Here is a 17982-nt window from a genome sequence, read left to right as displayed (position 1 = left end):
GCGGCCCCGCCGCACGATGGAGACGCGATGAGCATGGCCACGAGGACCCACGAGCAGCCGCACGCTGCCGACAGCCACGACCTGATCCGCGTGCAGGGGGCGCGGGAGAACAACCTCCAGGACGTCAGCGTCGAGATCCCGAAGCGCCGGCTGACGGTGTTCACCGGGGTCTCCGGCTCGGGCAAGAGCTCGCTCGTGTTCGGCACGATCGCGGCGGAGTCGCAGCGGATGATCAACGAGACCTACAGCGCCTTCGTGCAGGGCTTCATGCCGGCGCTGGCGCGGCCGGAGGTCGACCTGCTGGAGGGGCTCACGGCGGCGATCATCGTCGACCAGGAGCGGATGGGCGCCAACCCCCGCTCCACGGTCGGCACCGCCACCGACGTCAACGCGATGCTGCGCATCGTCTTCAGCCGCCTCGGGCAGCCGCACATCGGCTCGCCCCAGGCGTTCTCCTTCAACGTCGCCTCCGTCAGCGGAGCGGGCGCGGTCGCGTTCGAGCGCGGCGGGAAGACCGTCAAGGAGCGGCGCAGCTTCAGCATCACCGGCGGCATGTGCCCGCGCTGCGAGGGGATGGGCTCCGTCACCGACTTCGACCTGTCGCAGCTCTACGACGAGAACCGGTCGCTCAACGAGAGCGCGCTCACGATCCCGGGCTACGGCGCCGACGGCTGGTACGGCCGCATCTTCGGCGGCTCCGGCTTCCTCGACCCGGACAAGCCGATCCGCGAGTACACCGAGCAGGAACTCCAGGACCTGCTCCACAAGGAACCGACCAAGATCAAGGTCGACAACATCAACCTGACCTACGAGGGCCTGATCCCGCGGATCCGGAAGTCCTTCCTCACCAAGGACCGGGAGGCGATGCAGCCGCACATCCGGGCGTTCGTGGACCGGGCGGTGACGTTCACCGCCTGTCCCGAGTGCGGCGGCACCCGCCTCAGCGCGGCGGCCCGGTCGTCGAGGATCAACGGGATCAGCATCGCCGACGCGTGCGCGATGCAGATCAGTGACCTGGCCCGGTGGCTGCGCGAGCTGGACGAGCCGTCGGTGGCGCCGCTGCTCGCGGCGCTGCGGAAGACCCTGGACTCGTTCGTGGAGATCGGGCTGGGCTACCTCTCGCTCGACCGCTCCTCGGGCACGCTCTCGGGCGGCGAGGCCCAGCGCACCAAGATGATCCGCCACCTCGGGTCCCCGCTGACCGACGTCACCTACGTCTTCGACGAGCCCACCATCGGCCTGCACCCCCACGACATCCAGCGGATGAACGGCCTGCTGCTGCGGTTGCGCGACAAGGGCAACACCGTGCTGGTCGTGGAGCACAAGCCGGAGACGATCGTGATCGCCGACCACGTCGTCGACCTCGGCCCCGGGGCCGGCGCGGCCGGCGGCACCGTCTGCTTCGAGGGCCCGGTCGAGGGGCTGCGGGCCGCCGGCACCCTCACCGGGCGCCATCTCGACGACCGGGCCGCCCTCAAGCCGACGGTCCGGGTGCCCACCGGTGCCCTGGAGATCCGCGGCGCCACCTCCCACAACCTGCGCGACGTCGACGTCGACATCCCGCTCGGGGTGCTGTGCGTGGTCACCGGCGTGGCCGGGTCCGGGAAGAGCTCGCTGATCCGCGGCTCGGTGACCGGCCGGGACGGCGTGGTGTCGGTCGACCAGACCGCGATCAAGGGCTCGCGGCGCAGCAACCCGGCGACGTACACGGGGCTGCTGGACCCGATCCGCAAGGCGTTCGCGAAGGCCAACGGGGTGAGGCCGGCGCTGTTCAGCGCCAACTCCGAGGGCGCCTGCCCCGTCTGCAACGGCGCCGGCGTCGTCTACACCGACCTGGCGATGATGGCCGGCGTCGCCACCACCTGCGAGGAGTGCGAGGGCAGGCGGTTCCAGGCGTCGGTGCTGCAGCACACCTTCGGGGGCCGGGACATCGCCGAGGTGCTCGCGATGCCGGTGACGGAGGCCGAGGAGTTCTTCGGCACCGGCGCGGCACGCACCCCCGCGGCCCACACCGTCCTGCGGCGGCTCGCCGACGTCGGGCTCGGCTACCTCTCGCTGGGGCAGCCGCTGACCACCCTGTCCGGCGGCGAGCGGCAGCGCCTCAAACTGGCCACCCACCTGGGCGGGAAGGGCCGCGTCTACGTCCTCGACGAGCCGACCAGCGGCCTGCACCTCGCCGACGTGGAGCAGCTGCTGGGGCTGCTGGACCGGCTCGTCGACTCCGGCAGGTCCGTCGTCGTCGTCGAGCACCACCAGGCGGTCATGGCCCACGCCGACTGGATCGTCGACCTCGGACCCGGCGCCGGCCGCGACGGCGGCCGGATCGTCTTCGAGGGCACCCCGGCCGACCTCGTGGCCACCCGTGCGACCCTCACCGGCGAGCACCTCGCGGCCTACGTCGGCGCCGGACCGCGGTGACGGCCTCCCGTCCGCCCGGCGCGGAGCAGCACGGGACCATGAGCTGCCTCCCGCTGCCCCCGGACCTCGTCGAGGGCCTCGGCGCCGAACGGGCGACGCCGATCGGCGGCGGCGACACCGCCGCGGCGTTCCGCCTCGACACGGCCCGGGGCCCGCTGTTCGCGAAGACGGTGGCGGACCCGCCCGCCGGAACGATGGCCGTGGAGGTCGCCGGGCTGCGGGCCCTGCGGGAGCACGCCCCCGGGCTGCTCGGCGTGCCGGAGGTCGTGCGCTGGAGCGACGACGGCATCGTCCTGGAGTGGATCGAGGAGGCCGCGCGGCGGCCGGCCGGGGCCGACGCGGCCTTCGGGCGCTGCCTGGCGGCGCTGCACCGCGTCCACGGCGAGGCCTTCGGCGCGCTCGACCCGGGGCTGCCCGGGCGGATCGGCTCGTCCGGGCTCGACATGTCCCCGACGGACGACTGGGCGGCGTTTCTGCTCGACGGGCGGATCCGGCCGCTGATGCGCGCCGCGGTCGAGGCGGGACGGATCGCCCCGCGCGCCGCCGAGCTCCTGGAGGACCTGGCCCCCCGGGCGCGGGAGCTCGCCGGCCCGGAGGAGCCGCCCACGCTCGTGCACGGGGACCTGTGGACCGGCAACCGCCTCGTGGACGTGCACGGGCGCAACTGGCTGGTCGACCCCTCGGCGTACTGGGGGCACCGGGAGGGCGACCTCGCGATGATGCTGCTGTTCGGCGGCTTCGGCGAAGAGTGCCTGGCCGCCTACGCCGCGGAGCACCCGCTCGCGCCGGGGTGGGAGGCGCGGGTGCCGTGGTACCAGCTGCCGCCGCTGCTCGTGCACGCCGTCCGCTTCGGCGGGGGGTACGGGAGCGCGGCGACGAGCGCGCTGCTGCGGCTGCGGGGATGACCCGCGACGGCCGGCGCCCCGTCCGGCGCGGGGGACGGACGGGGCGCCGGCCCGGCTACGCCCTGGCGACGCTGATGGTGACGTCGGCGCAAAAGCCGGCGAGGCGGGTCAGGGCGGCCTTCTCGGCGCTGTCGACCTCCAGGCCCCACCGGATCCTCACGGCCACCCACTGCCCGACGTAGGTGCACGGGTTCCTCGGCGGCATCCACTGCTCCGGTCCCCGCGCTCCCTTGGAAAAGTTCAGGGAGGACGCCCGGGCGCTCAGCGTGCGGGAGTCGCCGAGGGCGTCGTAGAAGGCCCGCCCGCCGCGCCGGGGTCCCGTTCCGCGCCCCGGAGCCCCACGCCTCGTGCACGGGCACGGTGTGGTCGATCTGCACGGCCGAAGCCGAGTAGTGCGTGCGGTCGTCCCCGGTGGTCACCCACCTGCCGGACCGCACCGTGTAGCCGCGCGCGGTGGGGAAGGCGGTGCGCACCTGGGCTCGGCCTGCAGCACCTCCGAGCGGTGTTCTGGCAGTCGCGGTCGGTGTCCCTCCGGTCCCCGAAGTAGCGGTCCCGGTCGTAGCCGGTGTTCGACTCGGCCGCGACCGGCAGGGCCCCGACCGCCGTGCGCAGCGGCGCACTGTAGGTCGTGGCCGCCTCCGCCGGCACGGCCGCCCCGGCGGCCACCAGCCCGGCCACGACGGCCGAGGCCGCCAGGAACCGGACCGGGATCCGGCTGCGCAGGGAGGGGGAACGGGACGGTGCCTCCGCGCGGGCACCCTGGGACACGCCGGCCGGCATGATCGCCTCCCGGAGGACCAGAGCAACGGGACGCCGGAGCCGGCGCTGCCATCCTGGCACGGTCAATGCAGGATCAACGGTCAGTCACGTGGTGGTAGCCGAGCGTGGCGGCACTCAGGGAGCGGCGGGGGCCGCCCCGGCGTCCGCCGCCGCCCCCGGCTGCGCGGCCGCCCCGGAGTCCGCGGCCCCGCTGTCGGTGCCCGGCTGTCCGGTGCCCGGCTGCTGCCCGCCCGAGTCCGGGAGCTCGCCGCCGGAGCCGGCCGCCCCGCCCGCGGGGGCCTCCTCGGCCGGGACGTCCGCGGCCGGCGTGGGCCCGGCCGTCGGCACCTCGGCCGGCGTGGGCCCGGCCGTCGGCACCTCGGCCGGGGTGAGCTCGGTGGTGCCCGGCGCCGGCTCGTCCTCCGTCGTGGTGCCCGGCAGGGTGGTCTGCGGCGTGCGCACGGCGACCTGGTCGGTGCCCGTGACGGTGCGCTGGATCTGGCCCGTTCCGCTGGAGAGCTCGGTGCCGGTGAGCCACTGGATGCCGAAGACCGCCACGACCGCCAGCCCCAGGACGGCCCCGGCGCTGATGAGGACGGACTTCAGGCGCGGCCGGGCCGCGGCCGGGGCGTCGCCGTCCTCGACCACGCTGGTGCTGCCCTGCCGGTCCGGGTGCTCCGGGCCCTTGCGCGAGAACAGGCGCTGGGCGACGGTGGCGTGGACCTTCTTCAGGCCGTGCCGGCTCTTCTCGAGCGACGCGTTGTAGACGGCGAGCACCACACCGGAGATGAGGCTCATCAGGGCGGCGCCGAGGACGGTGCCGGCGACGCTGAGGTGACCACCGATCACGGCGACCGTGGCGGCCGAGGCGGCGCCGGCGATCAGGCCGGCGATGTTCAGCGCCGGGGCCTTCTTCTCGGGCTGCTCGTCGGTGGGCGGGGTCTCGGTGCGAGATGGCTGCAAACTCATAGGTCCTGTTCCGGTCGTCGGGATCGGGGCCGATCCGCTGCGGCGTCGAGCGGGCCGGCTCCGCCCATTATCCCGGGTGACCTGGGAGAACACCGCATTGGGCGACCACCGTCACGTTCCGGTGCGGCCCGGCCGTTCCCGCAGCGCTCGCCCGGGCGTGGGCGGGAGCCGTTCGGGGACCGGGGAGCGCGGGCTGACCTGGGGCGGGATCCTCAGGTGGCCGGCAGGCCCGCGCACGCGGCCTCGACGGCCTCGGGGGACAGGACGTGGTCGATGCCCAGCACGGCCGCCCCCAGGACCCCGGCCCGTTGCCCGGCGACGGACGCGACGATCCGTAGCTGCTCGGTCGCCAGCGGCAGGGACCGGTGGTAGACGACCTCCCGGATGCCCGCCAGCAGCTGCTCGCCCGCCTGGGCCAGGCTCCCGCCGATCACGATCACCGAGGGGTTGACCAGGTTCACGCACGTCGCGAGCACGTCCCCGATGTCCCGCCCGGCCTGGCGGATCACCCGGAGGGCCCCCGCGTCGCCCGAGCGCACCAGCTCCACCACGTCCTGGTTGGTGCTCACGCCTGCCGCGGTTGCCTCGTTGAGGGCCGCGGCCAGGGCGGGGCCGCCGGCCAGGGCCTCGAGGCATCCGGTGTTGCCGCACCGGCACACGACCTCACCCCCGCGCGGCACGCGGACGTGGCCGAGGTCCCCGGCGGTGCCCTGCGCGCCGCGCCGCAGCGAGCCGCCGGAGATGATCCCGGCGCCGATGCCGGTGGCGACCTTGATGAACATCAGCTCGGTGACGTCGGGCCAGTAGAAGCGCTGCTCGCCCAAAGCCATGATGTTGACGTCGTTGTCGACGAGCACCGGGACGTCGTAGCTGCGCCGCACCAGGCCGGGCACGTCGAAGCGGTCCCAGCCCGGCATGATCGGCGGGTTCATGGGCCGGCCCGTCTGGTGCTCCACGGGTCCCGGCAGGCCGATGCCGATGGCGGCCAGCTCCGAGGCGGGGCGCCCGGCGTTCCGGAGCAGCGTCCCGACGGTGTCCACGAGCCGGCCCAGCACGGCGTCCGGCCCGTCGGTGACGGCCAGGGCCCGGTGCTCCGCGGCCAGCTCGGCGCCGGAGAGGTCGGCCAGGACCACCCGCGCGTGCGTGGCGCCGATGTCCGCCCCGACCACCACCCGGGCGCCGGGGTTCAGGGCGAACAGGGACGGCGGCCGCCCGCCGGTCGAGGCGGCGCCCCCGTACGGGGCGACGAGCCCGAGGCTCATGAGGGTCTCGACGCGGGAGGCCACGGTGGAGCGGGCCAGCCCGGTGAGCTGGGCGAGCTCCGCCCGCGTCCGCGGCCGCCCGTCGCGCAGCAGTTGGAAGACCTCACTGGCTCCGGGGGCGGGCGCCGTCGACGCCCGCGGCGACGACGGCGGAGGTGGACTCTTCAGCACTTCGTCAGTGGACCACGACCCCTTTTGCGGGTCAAGCACGTAACAAAAGCACCGGCACCGGGCGACTTTTGCTTGATCATCGACGGAAGTGTGTGGTGCGTGTCACAGTGACGGCATGAACGAGGACACGGATCGGCCGGTGCTGAGGGTCACCGGCCTGTCGAAGGGCTTCTTCGGGGTGCCGGTGCTGCAGGACGTCGACCTCGAGCTCCGGGCCGGTGAGGTGCACGGGCTCGTGGGCGAGAACGGGGCGGGGAAGTCCACCCTGATGAAGGTGCTCGCGGGGGTGCATCAGCCCGACGGGGGCACCGTGGAGATCGACGGCAGCTCCGTCGAGTTCCGCCACCCCACCGAGGCCCACCTGGCCGGGCTGTCGACGGTGTTCCAGGAGTTCAATCTGCTCCCCGACCGCACGGTGGCCGAGAACGTCTACCTCGGCCGGGAGCCGCGGCGTGGCCTGTTCGTCGACAGGAAGGCCATGAACGCCGGGACGGCCGACCTGCTCCGGGAACTGGGCATCACCAGCATCCGGCCCACCAGCACGGTCAGCTCCCTCTCGGTGGCGCAGCAGCAGATCGTGGAGATCGCCAAGGCCATCAGTTACGACGCGCGCATCATCGCCATGGACGAGCCGACCGCCGCCCTCGCCGGGCCCGAGGTCGAGCTGCTCTACGGGATCATCCGCCGGCTCAAGGCCCGCGGCACCGCGATCCTGTACGTCTCCCACCGCCTCCAGGAGATCTTCGACCTCTGCGACACCATCACCGTCCTGAAGGACGGGCGCATCGTGGGCTCCCGGCCCGCGGCGGCGTTGGACGACGCCGCCCTGGTGCGCATGATGGTCGGCCGCTCGATCTCGGCCTACTTCCCGGAGCGGCTGCCCGGCACCGCCGTGGGGAGGCCGCTCCTGGCCGTCCACGACGGCGGCAACGAGCAGCTGGACTCCATCGAGCTCACGCTGCGCGCGGGGGAGATCGTGGGGGTGGCGGGGCTGCAGGGCTCCGGGCGCACGGAGCTGGTGGAGGCGGTCTTCGGGGCGCACCCGTTCACCCGCGGGCGGATGGAGTTGGACGGCAGGCCGTACACGGCCTCCTCGCCCCGGCAGGCCATCCGCCGGCGCGTCGCCCTGATCACGGAGGACCGCAAGGCCCAGGGGCTCAGCCTCGACCAGTCCGTGCTGGACAACGCCCTCGGCGTCGTCCGGGCGGTCTTCCCCCGGCGGGACGCCGAGGCGAGGAGCGACGTCCCCGCCGTGCTGTCCTCGCTGGAGGTCGTGGCCCGGGACCTCGACCAGGAGGTCCAGTACCTCTCGGGCGGCAACCAGCAGAAGGTGGTCCTCGCCAAGTGGCTCGCCGTGGACCCGCAGGTCGTGCTGCTCGACGAGCCCACGCGCGGGATCGACGTGGGCGCCAGGATCGCCGTCTACAACCTGATGCGCATGCTCGCCGCCGAGGGCAAGGCCCTGCTGATGGTCTCCAGCGAGCTGCCGGAGGTGCTGGGGATGTCGGACCGGATCCTCGTCATGCGGGACGGCCGGATCGCCGGGGAGCTCCCGCCGGACGCCACCGAGGAACAGGTCCTGCAGGTGGCCACCGGCGCCCGCACGGAAAGGGCACGCCCATGAACGCCTACGCACGGCTGACGTCCACCCACATCGTCTACCTGGTGGCGCTGCTCACCGTGGTCGCGGGCACGGCGCTCGTGGGGGCCACGGGGCGCAGCTTCTTCAGCGCGGGCAACATCTCCTCGATCCTCACGGGGACCAGCGTCCTGGGGTTCATCGCCATCGGGCAGACGCTCGTGATCCTCGTCGGAAGCCTCGACCTGTCGGTGCCCTACGTCGTCAGCCTCTCGAGCCTGCTGGCGGCCGGGATCATGGCCGGCCGGCCCGGCAACATCGTCGCGGGGGTCGTCGTGGCGCTGGTCGTGTCGGCGGCCATCGGCCTGGTCAACGGCCTGGTGGTCTCCGGGCTGAAGGTGCACGGCTTCATCGCCACGCTGGGCACCGGGCTGATCGTCAGCGGCTACCTCGCCACCAACTACCAGGGCAGCTCCGGGCAGACGCCCGTGGCCTTCCGCCTGGTCGGGGCCACCGGCATCGGGCCGGTCCCGGTCTCCACCCTGATCATGCTGGCCTGCGCGGGCGTGGTGCTGCTCATGCTGCAGCGCACCCGCCTGGGACATCACGTCTACGCCGTCGGCGGCGACATCGAGGTGGCCCGGATGTCCGGCATCCGCACCGGCACGCCGATCGTCGCCGCCCACGTCGTGTGCTCGTTCATGGCCGGGCTTGCGGGGCTGCTCCTCGCGTCGCGGCTGGGGGTGGGCAGCCCCACGATCGGCTCGCAGGGCGGCTACGACCTGCTCTCCATCGCCGCCGTCGTCCTCGGCGGGACGCTGCTCTCGGGCGGGAAGGGCTCCCTCGTGGGCACGCTGGGCGGCGTGCTGATCTTCGCGATGATCGACAACATCATGAGCGTCCTGCAGATCAACCCCTTCCTCAAGGACGTCGTCCGCGGCATCGTCATCGTGGTCGCCGTGGCCGTCTACGCGCGGCGCCGGGTGATCAGCCGGCCCGCGCGCTTCGGCGGCCACCCACGGGCCCGCACCGAGCAGGAGGTCGCCGCATGAGCACCGCCGTGACGGACCGGGCCGCGGTCCTGCCGCACAACCGCTCCCCGTGGGGCCGGCGCGTGCTGCGCTCCCTGCGCACGCCCAGCGGGGCCGTGTTCGTGCTCCTCGCCGTCCTGCTGGCCGCCGTCGTCGCGGCCAACCCGTCCTTCGGCGAGCCGGGGTCCCTGATCCGCTTCGCCGGCCGCACGGCGCCGATCGCCATCGCGGCCATCGGACAGTACTTCGTGATCGTCTCCGGGGAGTTCGACCTCTCCATGGGCTCGGTGGTCACGGCCCAGGTGTTCCTGGCGGGCAACCTCGTCGGCCAGGACGACGGCCGGACCGTGCCCGTCCTGGTGCTGATGCTGCTCCTCGGCGCCGGTGTCGGCCTCGTCAACGGGTTGCTGACCACCCTGCTCAAGGTGCCGAGCTTCATCGTCACCCTGGGCACGATGCTCGCCCTGCTGGGGCTGGTGCTCTACTGGACCGGCGGCGCGGCCACCGGCAACCCGGCGGACAGCTTCCGCCGGATCGGCCGGGGCGGCATCGACGGGATCCCGGTCCTGGAGATCCTGCCCTACCCCGTGGTCGTCCTCGCCGTCGTCGCCGCCGGCGCCGTGTGGCTCATGCGCCGGCCCTACGGCCGGACGCTCATCGCCGTCGGCGACAACCCCCGGGCCGCGGCCCTGACGGGCGCCCGCGTCTGGTGGATCCGCACCCGCGCGTTCATGCTCTCCTCCCTGGCCGCGACCGTGGCGGGGATCATCCTCGTCGGCTACGCCGGGGTGCACCCCTCCGTGGGGCGGGGCTACGAGTTCACGGCCATCACGGCCGTCGTCCTCGGCGGGGTCGTGCTCGGCGGCGGACGCGGCTGGGTGCTCTCCGCGGCGGCCGGCGCCTTCGCGCTGGAGACCCTCTTCGCGCTCCTGAACTTCCTGGGCGTCGAGTCCACCTGGCGGGAGACCGTGCAGGGCGTGATCATCATCCTGGCCGTCGCGGCCGGGACCCAGACCTGGCAACGCCGGAGGCGCGGACGCGGGCGAGCCGCCCACGAAGAACAGCGTGTCCTGGCACCAGAGCCCACCGTGGGCACCGATGAGGAAGGAAGATGATGCGCCGAAGCATCCAGACCAAGGCCACCGTGGTGGCAGCGGCAGCGCTGCTGGGCCTGACCGCCTGCACCACCGATTCGTCGATCGAGAACCCGCCTGCGGCCACCGAGGGCGGGGACGCCGCCTCCCCCGCCGCGGAGGGCGCCGCCACCCCGGCCGCGGAGGGCGGTGACGAGTGGTTCGACCAGGCGGAGTACGACCGGCAGTTCGACCAGCGCACGGCCTCCTTCGAGGGGGATCCGCAGCAGCCCTGGACGCAGTACATCGACGGTGAGATGACGGCGACGGCGGACCTCGCGGCCGAGGGACCGCAGAAGGCGTGCTTCTCCAACGCCTCCATCTCCAACCCGTGGCGCCAGACCGGCTGGATCACCATGAACGAGCAGCTCAAGGTGCTCCAGGACCGCGGGGTGATCTCCGAGATGGAGACCCGGGACGCGCAGGACGACGACAACACGCAGATCGCCGACATCGACTACTTCATCGCCGAGGGCGACTGCGACGCGTTCATCATCTCGCCCAACTCCACCGCCGCCCTGACGCCCGCCGTGGAGCGCGCCTGCGAGACCGGCAAGCCGGTGGTCGTCTTCGACCGCGGGGTGGAGACCGACTGCGCGACGACGTTCATCCACCCGATCGGCGGCTTCGCCTGGGGCATCGACTCCGCGACCTTCCTGGTGGACAACCTCCAGGAGGGCGACAAGGTGGTGGCCCTGCGCATCCTCCCGGGCGTCGACGTGCTGGAGCAGCGCTGGGCCGCGGCCGAGAAGATCTTCGAGGAGAACGGGATCGAGGCCACGGACTACTTCACCGGCGCCGACCCCACCGAGATCAAGAAGATCATCTCCGACGAGCTCGCCACCGGGGACGTGCAGGGCGTGTGGATGGACGCCGGGGACGGCGCCGTCGCGGCCATCGAGGCCTTCGAGGACGCCGGCGCGGACTACCCGGTGATGACCGGCGAGGACGAGATGAGCTTCCTGCGCAAGTGGGAGCAGACCGGCCTGACCGGGATCGCCCCGGTCTACTCGAACTTCCAGTGGCGCACCCCGCTGCTGGCGCTCGAGCGGATCTTCGCCGGCGAGGAGGTCCCCGCCGAGTGGGTCCTGCCGCAGGAGCCCATCACCGAGGACCAGCGGGCCGGGTTCCTCGCCGACAACGAGGGGATGCCCGACGGCCACTACGCCAAGTTCGGCGGGGAGGACCTCCCGGGCTACCCCGACGTCTGGCGGGAGCGCACCATCCCCTGACCGGCACCGGCCGCCCTGCCTGCCACCGGCCCGTCACCGGGAGTTCCCCGGCCGGCGGGGCGGCCCCCACCCCACCGAGAAGGAACCGAGAGGAGGCCGGCCCGTGCAGCGCTTGATCGGCGTCAACACCTGGGTGTGGGAGTCCCCGCTCACCGACGCGAACCTGGCTCCGCTGCTGGAGAAGATCGCGGCCATGGGCTTCGACGCCGTCGAGCTGCCCCTGGAGAACGCCGGCGACCTCTCGGCCGGGGCGGTGCGCGGCGCGCTCGCGGGCCTGCGGCCGTGGATCGTGGGCGCCATGTCGCCCGGGCGGGAGCTCGTCCTGGCCGACGACGCGGTGATCGCCCGGACCCAGCGCTACCTCGGTGCCTGCATCGAGCTGGCCCACGACGTCGGCGCGCCGGCCGTGTGCGGGCCCTTCTACGCGCACACGGGCCGGGTGTGGCGGATGGACGCGGCGGAACGGGCGGAGGCGTACGCGCAGCTGCGCCGGAACCTGGCGCCCCTGGCCGCCGAGGCCGAGGCCGCCGGCGTCGTCCTCGGCATCGAACCGCTCAACCGCTACGAGACGTCCCTGCTCAACACCACCGCCCAGGCGCTGGAGGCCCTCGGGCCGCTGCTCGGCCACGGCGTGGGCCTGGCCCTGGACACCTACCACCTCGGCATCGAGGAGCGCTCCTCGGCCGACGCCGTCCGGGCGGCCGGGGAGCACCTCGTGCACGTCCAGGTCTGCGGCAACGACCGGGGCGCCCCGGGCGGGGACCAGACGGACTGGGCGGGCGTCTTCGAGGCCCTGGACGCCGTGGGCTACACCGGGGCCCTGAACATCGAGAGCTTCACCGCGTCCAACGCCAGCATCGCCACCGCCGCCTCCATCTGGCGGCCCCTGGCGCGGACCCAGGACCAACTCGCGGAGCAGGGACTCGAGTTCCTGCGCTCGGCCGGCGCCCGGCGCCAAGGAGACGACCTATGACCACCACCGTGCCCGACCCCGCCGGCGTCCGCGACCGCGGGTCCGCCACCGGCGTCCTGGGCGTCGCCGTGCTTGGCTACTCCTTCATGGGCAAGGCCCACTCCAACGCGTGGCGCAACGTCAACGCCTTCTACTCCACCCCGCGCGTGGCGCAGAGGGTGCTGGTGGGCCGGGACGCCCGGCACGTGGCCGCGGCCGCGCAGCAGTACGGCTGGGAGGGCAGCGCCACCGACTGGCGGTCGGTGCTGGAGCGCGACGACGTCCACGTCGTCGACATCTGCGCGCCCGGCCACCTGCACGCCGAGATGGCTGTGGCCGCCCTCGAGGCCGGCAAGCACGTGCTCGTGGAGAAGCCCCTGGCCAACACGGTGGCCGAGGCCGAGCGGATGGTGGCCGCCGCGGCCGCGGCGCAGGCCCACGGCGTCCGGTCCATGGTGGGCTTCAACTACCGCCGGGTGCCGGCCCTCGCGCTCGCGCGGGACCTGATTGCCGACGGGCGGATCGGCCAGGTCCGGCAGGTGCGCGCGAGCTACCTGCAGGACTGGCTCGCCGACGAGCACGCCCCCATGACGTGGCGCCTGCGCAGGCAGACCGCGGGCTCCGGCGCGCTGGGCGACCTCGCCTCCCACGCCGTCGACCAGGTGCGCTTCCTCCTGGGCTCCCCGGTCACCTCCGCCGCGGGCACGCTCGAGACCTTCGTCAGGACCCGTGCCGGCGCCGACGGACCGGAGCGGGTGAGCGTCGACGACGCCGCCTGGGCCACCCTGCGCACGGCCTCCGGCGCCGTGGCCAGCCTGGAGGTCTCCCGCTGCGCGACCGGGCGCAAGAACGCCCTGCAGATCGAGGTGTACGGCTCCTCCGGCGGGCTGCGCTTCGACCTGGAGCGGCTCAACGAGCTGCAGTTCTTCGACGCCACCGCCCCGGCCGAGGCCCAGGGCTACAGCCGGGTCCTCGTCACCGAGCAGTCCCATCCCTACGTGCGGGCGTGGTGGCCGGCCGGGCACACCCTGGGCTGGGACCACACCTTCACGAGCCAGGCCGCCGACTTCCTGCAGGCCATCGCGTCGGGCGCCGCCGTCTCCCCGTCCTTCGAGGACGGCCTGGAGGTCCAGCGGGTGCTCGACGCCGTCGAGACCAGCGCGGCCCGCGCCGGCGCCGCCGTGGACCTCTGACCCCGACCGACCGACACGCACACCCTCCCGACGGCAAAGGACTTCCATGGGACACCGCTACACGCTGTTCACCGGCCAGTGGGCCGACCTCCCGCTCGAGGAGGTGGCCGCGCTGGCCGCCGGCTGGGGCTACGACGGCCTGGAGATCGCCGTCTCCGGGGAGCACCTCGACGCCTGGCGGTGGGACGACGACGCCTACGTCCGGGAGCGGCTGGACATCCTGGAGCGCCACGGGCTGAAGGTCTGGGCGATCTCCAACCACCTCAAGGGCCAGGCCGTGTGCGACGACCCCATCGACTTCCGGCACCGGTCCATCGTCGGGCCCCGGGTCTGGGGCGACGGGGAGCCGGAGGGCGTGCGCGCGCGGGCCGCGGAGGAGATGAAGCTGACGGCGCGCCTGGCGCAGCGGCTCGGCGTGGACACCGTGGTGGGCTTCACCGGGTCCTCCATCTGGCAGTACGTGGCGATGTTCCCCCCGGTGTCCCAGGACGTGATCGACGCCGGCTACCAGGACTTCGCCGACCGGTGGAACCCCATCCTCGACGTCTTCGACGAGTGCGGGGTGCGCTTCGCCCACGAGGTGCACCCCACCGAGATCGCCTACGACTACTGGTCCACGCAGCGGGCCCTCGACGCCGTCGGCCACCGGGAGGCCTTCGGGCTGAACTGGGACCCCAGCCACTTCATGTGGCAGCGGATCGACCCGGTGGCGTTCATCTCGGACTTCGCCGAGCGGATCTACCACGTGGACTGCAAGGACACGAAGCTGCGGGTGGGCGGCGGGCGCAACGGCATCCTCTCCTCCCACCTGCCCTGGGGGGACCCGCGCCGCGGGTGGGACTTCGTCTCGACGGGCCGCGGGGACGTGCCCTGGGAGGACAGCTTCCGCGCCCTCACCGCGATCGGCTACGACGGGCCCATCTCCGTGGAGTGGGAGGACGCCGGGATGGACCGCCTGCGCGGGGCACCGGAGGCGCTGGCGTTCCTCAAGGGCTTCGACTTCGGCCCCTCGGGCGCCTCGTTCGACGCGGCCTTCGAGCAGTAGAGGGTTCCTGCTCCCGCCCGCTGCCCGCCCGCCGGGGCCGACAGCGGACGGTCAGCCGGGTCGTGCACGCGTCGCGCCACCCCGTCCACCGGTCCCCGCCGGGCCGGTCGCCCGGCCCGGCGGGGCGCGCTCAGCGCATGGCCCGCAGCGCCTCGAGCAGGGGAGTGGTGGGGCGTCCGATCAGCCGGGACAGGTCGCCGGTGACCAGCTCCAGCGCGCCGTCCTCGATGTTGGCGTCGAGGGCGACCAGGAACCGCGCGGTGTCCTCGTCCACCCCGGCCTCCTCCAGCGCCGCCAGGTGCCGCTCGGGCGTCAGGCGGTGGTGGACGACCTCGCGGCCGAGCACCTCCGTGAGCGCGGCCGCGAGCTCGTCGAAGCTCCACGCCTCGTCCCCGGACAGCTCGTAGGTCTGCCACGCGTGCCCGTCCTGGGCCAGCACCGCCGCGACCGCCTCCGCGTAGTCCTCCCGGGTCGCGCTGGCGACGCGGCCGTCGCCGGCGTTGGTCAGCACCTGCCCCGTGCTCTCGGCGTGCCGCAGAGCCGGCTCGAAGTTCTCCGTGTACCAGCCGTTGCGCAGGATCGTGTACGGGAGCCCGGAGTCGGTGAGGAGCTGCTCGGTGGCCAGGTGCTCGTCGGCGAGGATGAGCCGGCCGAGGTCCGCCCCGAGGGCGCTGGTGTAGACGAGGCGGGAGACCCCTGCGCGGGCGGCCGCCTCGATCGCGTTCCGGTGCTGGTCCACGCGCCGGCCCACCTCGCTGCTGGAGACCAGCAGCACCGTGCCCGCCCCCTCGAAGGCGGCGTCGAGGCTCGCGGCGTCGTCGTAGTCGACCCGCACGGTCCGGACCCCGAGCCCGCCGAGGTCGCCGAGCTTGCCCTCGTTGCGGCCCGCGGCCACCAGCTCCTCGCGGGGGACGTCCAGGCGGATCAGGGAGCTGAGCACGAGCCGGCCCAGCCGGCCGGTGGCACCGGTGATGACGATGGACATGGGGTTCCTCTCGACGGGGTCCGTGCGCGGGCGCGGTGGTGTGTCCGGTGCAACGGGGCGGTTCCCCGGCGTATTTCCGCACCCGGGCCGGCTGATCGCCTCCGGAGGAACCCCGCTCGCGTGTCCGGGGTGGCGCGTAGCCTTGGACGCATGAGCCTGGCGCAGAAGATCAACCGTGTCGTCGCCCCCTTCGAGGTCATCTCCGACTACGTCCCCGCCGGCGACCAGCCGAAGGCGATCGAGGAGCTCGCCGCCCGCATCGAGGCCGGCGAGAAGGACGTCGTGCTCCTGGGCGCCACCGGCACCGGCAAGTCGGCCACCGCGGCGTGGCTGATCGAGCGCGTCCAGCGCCCCACGCTGGTCATGGTGCAGAACAAGACGCTCGCCGCGCAGCTCGCCAACGAGCTGCGGGAGCTGCTGCCCAACAACGCGGTCGAGTACTTCGTCTCCTACTACGACTACTACCAGCCCGAGGCCTACGTCCCGCAAACGGACACCTTCATCGAGAAGGACTCCTCCATCAACGAGGAGGTCGAGCGGCTGCGCCACTCCGCGACCAACGCCCTGCTCACGCGCCGGGACGTCGTCGTCGTCGCCACCGTGTCCTGCATCTACGGCCTGGGCACCCCCGAGGAGTACGTGGCGCAGATGGTGACGCTGCGCAAGGGCGACGAGATGGACCGCGACGAGCTGCTGCGCCGGTTCGTGAACATGCAGTACGCCCGCAACGACGTCGACTTCCACCGCGGCACCTTCCGGGTGCGCGGGGACACCGTGGAGATCATCCCGATGTACGAGGAGCACGCCGTCCGCGTGGAGTTCTTCGGCGACGAGATCGAGTCCATCTACACCCTCCACCCCCTCACCGGGGAGATCATCCGGGAGGAGGAGGAGATGTACGTCTTCCCGGCCTCCCACTACGTGGCCGGTGCCGACCGGATGGCCACGGCGATCAAGTCCATCGAGGCCGAGCTCGCCGCCCGGCTCAAGGAGCTGGAGTCCCAGAACAAGCTCGTCGAGGCCCAGCGGCTGCGCATGCGCACCACCTACGACCTCGAGATGATGGAGCAGATGGGCTACTGCAACGGCATCGAGAACTACTCGCTGCACATCGACGGCCGCCCGCGGGGATCCGCCCCGCACTGCCTCATCGACTACTTCCCCGACGACTTCCTGCTGGTGGTCGACGAGTCCCACGTGACCATCCCGCAGATCGGCGGGATGTACGAGGGAGACATGTCCCGCAAGCGCACGCTCGTGGAGCACGGCTTCCGGCTGCCCTCCGCGATGGACAACCGGCCGCTGAAGTGGGACGAGTTCCTGGGCCGGATCGGGCAGACCGTCTACCTCTCCGCGACCCCGGGCAAGTACGAGCTCTCCCAGGCCGACGGCTACGTGGAGCAAATCATCCGCCCCACCGGGCTCGTGGACCCAGAGGTCATCGTCAAGCCCACGAAGGGCCAGATCGACGACCTGCTCGACGAGATCAACCTGCGCGTCGAGCGCGACGAGCGCGTCCTGGTCACCACGCTGACCAAGCGGATGGCCGAGGACCTCACCGAGTACCTCATGGAGCACGGGGTCAAGGTGCAGTACCTGCACTCCGACGTCGACACCCTCCGCCGCGTGGAGCTGCTGCGCGAGCTGCGGATGGGCGCCTTCGACGTGCTCGTGGGCATCAACCTCCTGCGCGAGGGCCTGGACCTGCCCGAGGTCTCCCTGGTCGCGATCCTCGACGCGGACAAGGAGGGCTTCCTGCGCTCGACGACGTCCCTCATCCAGACCATCGGCCGCGCCGCCCGCAACGTCTCCGGGCAGGTGCACATGTACGCCGACCGGATCACCGACTCGATGGCCACCGCCATCGACGAGACCAACCGGCGCCGGGAGATCCAGGTCGCCTACAACAAGGAGCACGGGATCGACCCGCAGCCGCTGCGCAAGCGGATCGCGGACATCACCGACCAGCTCCAGCGCGAGGAGGAGGACACCCGCGAGCTGCTGGCCCAGCGCGCGGCCGCCGGCAAGAAGACGGCCCCGACCGGCAAGCGGGGCGGGCGCGACGCCGCGGCGGCCGCGGAGCAGAAGCTGCGCCAGGACGGGATCACGGCCGCGCCGGCCGAGGACCTCGTGGACCTCATCGCGCAGATGACCCAGCAGATGCAGGCCGCGGCCGAGGACCTGCAGTTCGAGCTGGCCGCCCGGATCCGCGACGAGCTCTCCGACCTGAAGAAGGAGCTGCGGCAGATGCAGCAGGCCGGTCACGCCTGAGGCGCCGCCCAGGCCCTCCGGGATGCCGACCGGCACCCGGCCCGGGGCCCCGTCCGAGACGCCGCCGGACGGAGGCG

The 17982-nt window shown here is 73.0% G+C and carries 14 protein-coding genes; 10 read left to right on the top strand and 4 right to left on the bottom strand.

From position 1 onward, the window contains the following. Positions 1-27 precede the first annotated feature (27 nt). Positions 28-2418: an ATP-binding cassette domain-containing protein gene (locus M3185_RS04235; RefSeq protein WP_251332427.1), complete on the top strand. Its 2391-nt coding sequence runs from the start codon at positions 28-30 to the stop codon at positions 2416-2418. A gap of 38 nt (positions 2419-2456) precedes the next feature. Continuing rightward, entirely contained in the window at positions 2457-3323 is an 867-nt protein-coding gene (locus M3185_RS04230; protein ID WP_251332426.1) for a fructosamine kinase family protein, read from the top strand. A gap of 55 nt (positions 3324-3378) precedes the next feature. Here M3185_RS04230 and M3185_RS04225 read toward each other — a convergent pair whose 3' ends face one another. From M3185_RS04225 to M3185_RS04215, 3 genes are all read right to left on the bottom strand, one after another. Beyond that, positions 3379-3528 (bottom strand): hypothetical protein, encoded by a 150-nt coding sequence (locus M3185_RS04225; protein ID WP_251332425.1) that lies wholly within the window; start codon positions 3526-3528, stop codon positions 3379-3381. A 689-nt stretch (positions 3529-4217) separates the two neighbouring features. Then, positions 4218-5051 (bottom strand): hypothetical protein, encoded by an 834-nt coding sequence (locus M3185_RS04220; protein ID WP_251332424.1) that lies wholly within the window; start codon positions 5049-5051, stop codon positions 4218-4220. A 212-nt stretch (positions 5052-5263) separates the two neighbouring features. Next, positions 5264-6484 (bottom strand): ROK family transcriptional regulator, encoded by a 1221-nt coding sequence (locus tag M3185_RS04215; protein ID WP_251332423.1) that lies wholly within the window; start codon positions 6482-6484, stop codon positions 5264-5266. A gap of 115 nt (positions 6485-6599) precedes the next feature. Between M3185_RS04215 and M3185_RS04210 the strand changes: the two genes are divergently transcribed. From M3185_RS04210 to M3185_RS04180, 7 genes are all read left to right on the top strand, one after another. Next, positions 6600-8108: a sugar ABC transporter ATP-binding protein gene (locus tag M3185_RS04210; RefSeq protein WP_251332422.1), complete on the top strand. Its 1509-nt coding sequence runs from the start codon at positions 6600-6602 to the stop codon at positions 8106-8108. Next, positions 8105-9115 carry an ABC transporter permease gene (locus M3185_RS04205; protein ID WP_251332421.1) on the top strand — a complete coding sequence of 337 codons (1011 nt, stop codon included), beginning with the start codon at positions 8105-8107 and terminating at the stop codon, positions 9113-9115. Before M3185_RS04210 ends, M3185_RS04205 begins: the two co-directional genes overlap by 4 nt. After that, on the top strand, positions 9112-10209 hold the full coding sequence (locus M3185_RS04200; protein WP_251332420.1) for an ABC transporter permease: 1098 nt from the start codon (positions 9112-9114) through the stop codon (positions 10207-10209). The genes M3185_RS04205 and M3185_RS04200 overlap by 4 nt, the downstream gene beginning before the upstream one ends. Continuing rightward, positions 10209-11459, top strand: a complete 1251-nt coding sequence (locus tag M3185_RS04195; protein ID WP_251332502.1) for a substrate-binding domain-containing protein — start codon at positions 10209-10211, stop codon at positions 11457-11459. Before M3185_RS04200 ends, M3185_RS04195 begins: the two co-directional genes overlap by 1 nt. Positions 11460-11562: 103 nt before the next feature. After that, complete coding sequence (locus M3185_RS04190; protein ID WP_251332419.1) at positions 11563-12432, top strand: sugar phosphate isomerase/epimerase family protein; 870 nt, start codon at positions 11563-11565, stop codon at positions 12430-12432. Next, entirely contained in the window at positions 12429-13604 is a 1176-nt protein-coding gene (locus tag M3185_RS04185) for a Gfo/Idh/MocA family protein (RefSeq protein WP_251332418.1), read from the top strand. The genes M3185_RS04190 and M3185_RS04185 overlap by 4 nt, the downstream gene beginning before the upstream one ends. Positions 13605-13650: 46 nt before the next feature. Continuing rightward, positions 13651-14649 carry a sugar phosphate isomerase/epimerase family protein gene (locus tag M3185_RS04180; RefSeq protein WP_251332417.1) on the top strand — a complete coding sequence of 333 codons (999 nt, stop codon included), beginning with the start codon at positions 13651-13653 and terminating at the stop codon, positions 14647-14649. A 130-nt stretch (positions 14650-14779) separates the two neighbouring features. Here M3185_RS04180 and M3185_RS04175 read toward each other — a convergent pair whose 3' ends face one another. After that, entirely contained in the window at positions 14780-15634 is an 855-nt protein-coding gene (locus M3185_RS04175; RefSeq protein WP_251332416.1) for an SDR family oxidoreductase, read from the bottom strand. 150 nt (positions 15635-15784) lie between these two features. Between M3185_RS04175 and uvrB the strand changes: the two genes are divergently transcribed. Further along, complete coding sequence (gene uvrB / locus M3185_RS04170) at positions 15785-17905, top strand: excinuclease ABC subunit UvrB (protein ID WP_251332415.1); 2121 nt, start codon at positions 15785-15787, stop codon at positions 17903-17905. Positions 17906-17982 lie beyond the last annotated feature (77 nt).

Origin of the sequence: Kocuria rosea, from assembly GCF_023715525.1 — a bacterium.
GTDB lineage: Bacteria > Actinomycetota > Actinomycetes > Actinomycetales > Micrococcaceae > Kocuria > Kocuria rosea_A.
Note: the sequence above shows the minus strand (reverse complement) of the source record. Positions and strands in the feature narration are given on the sequence as shown.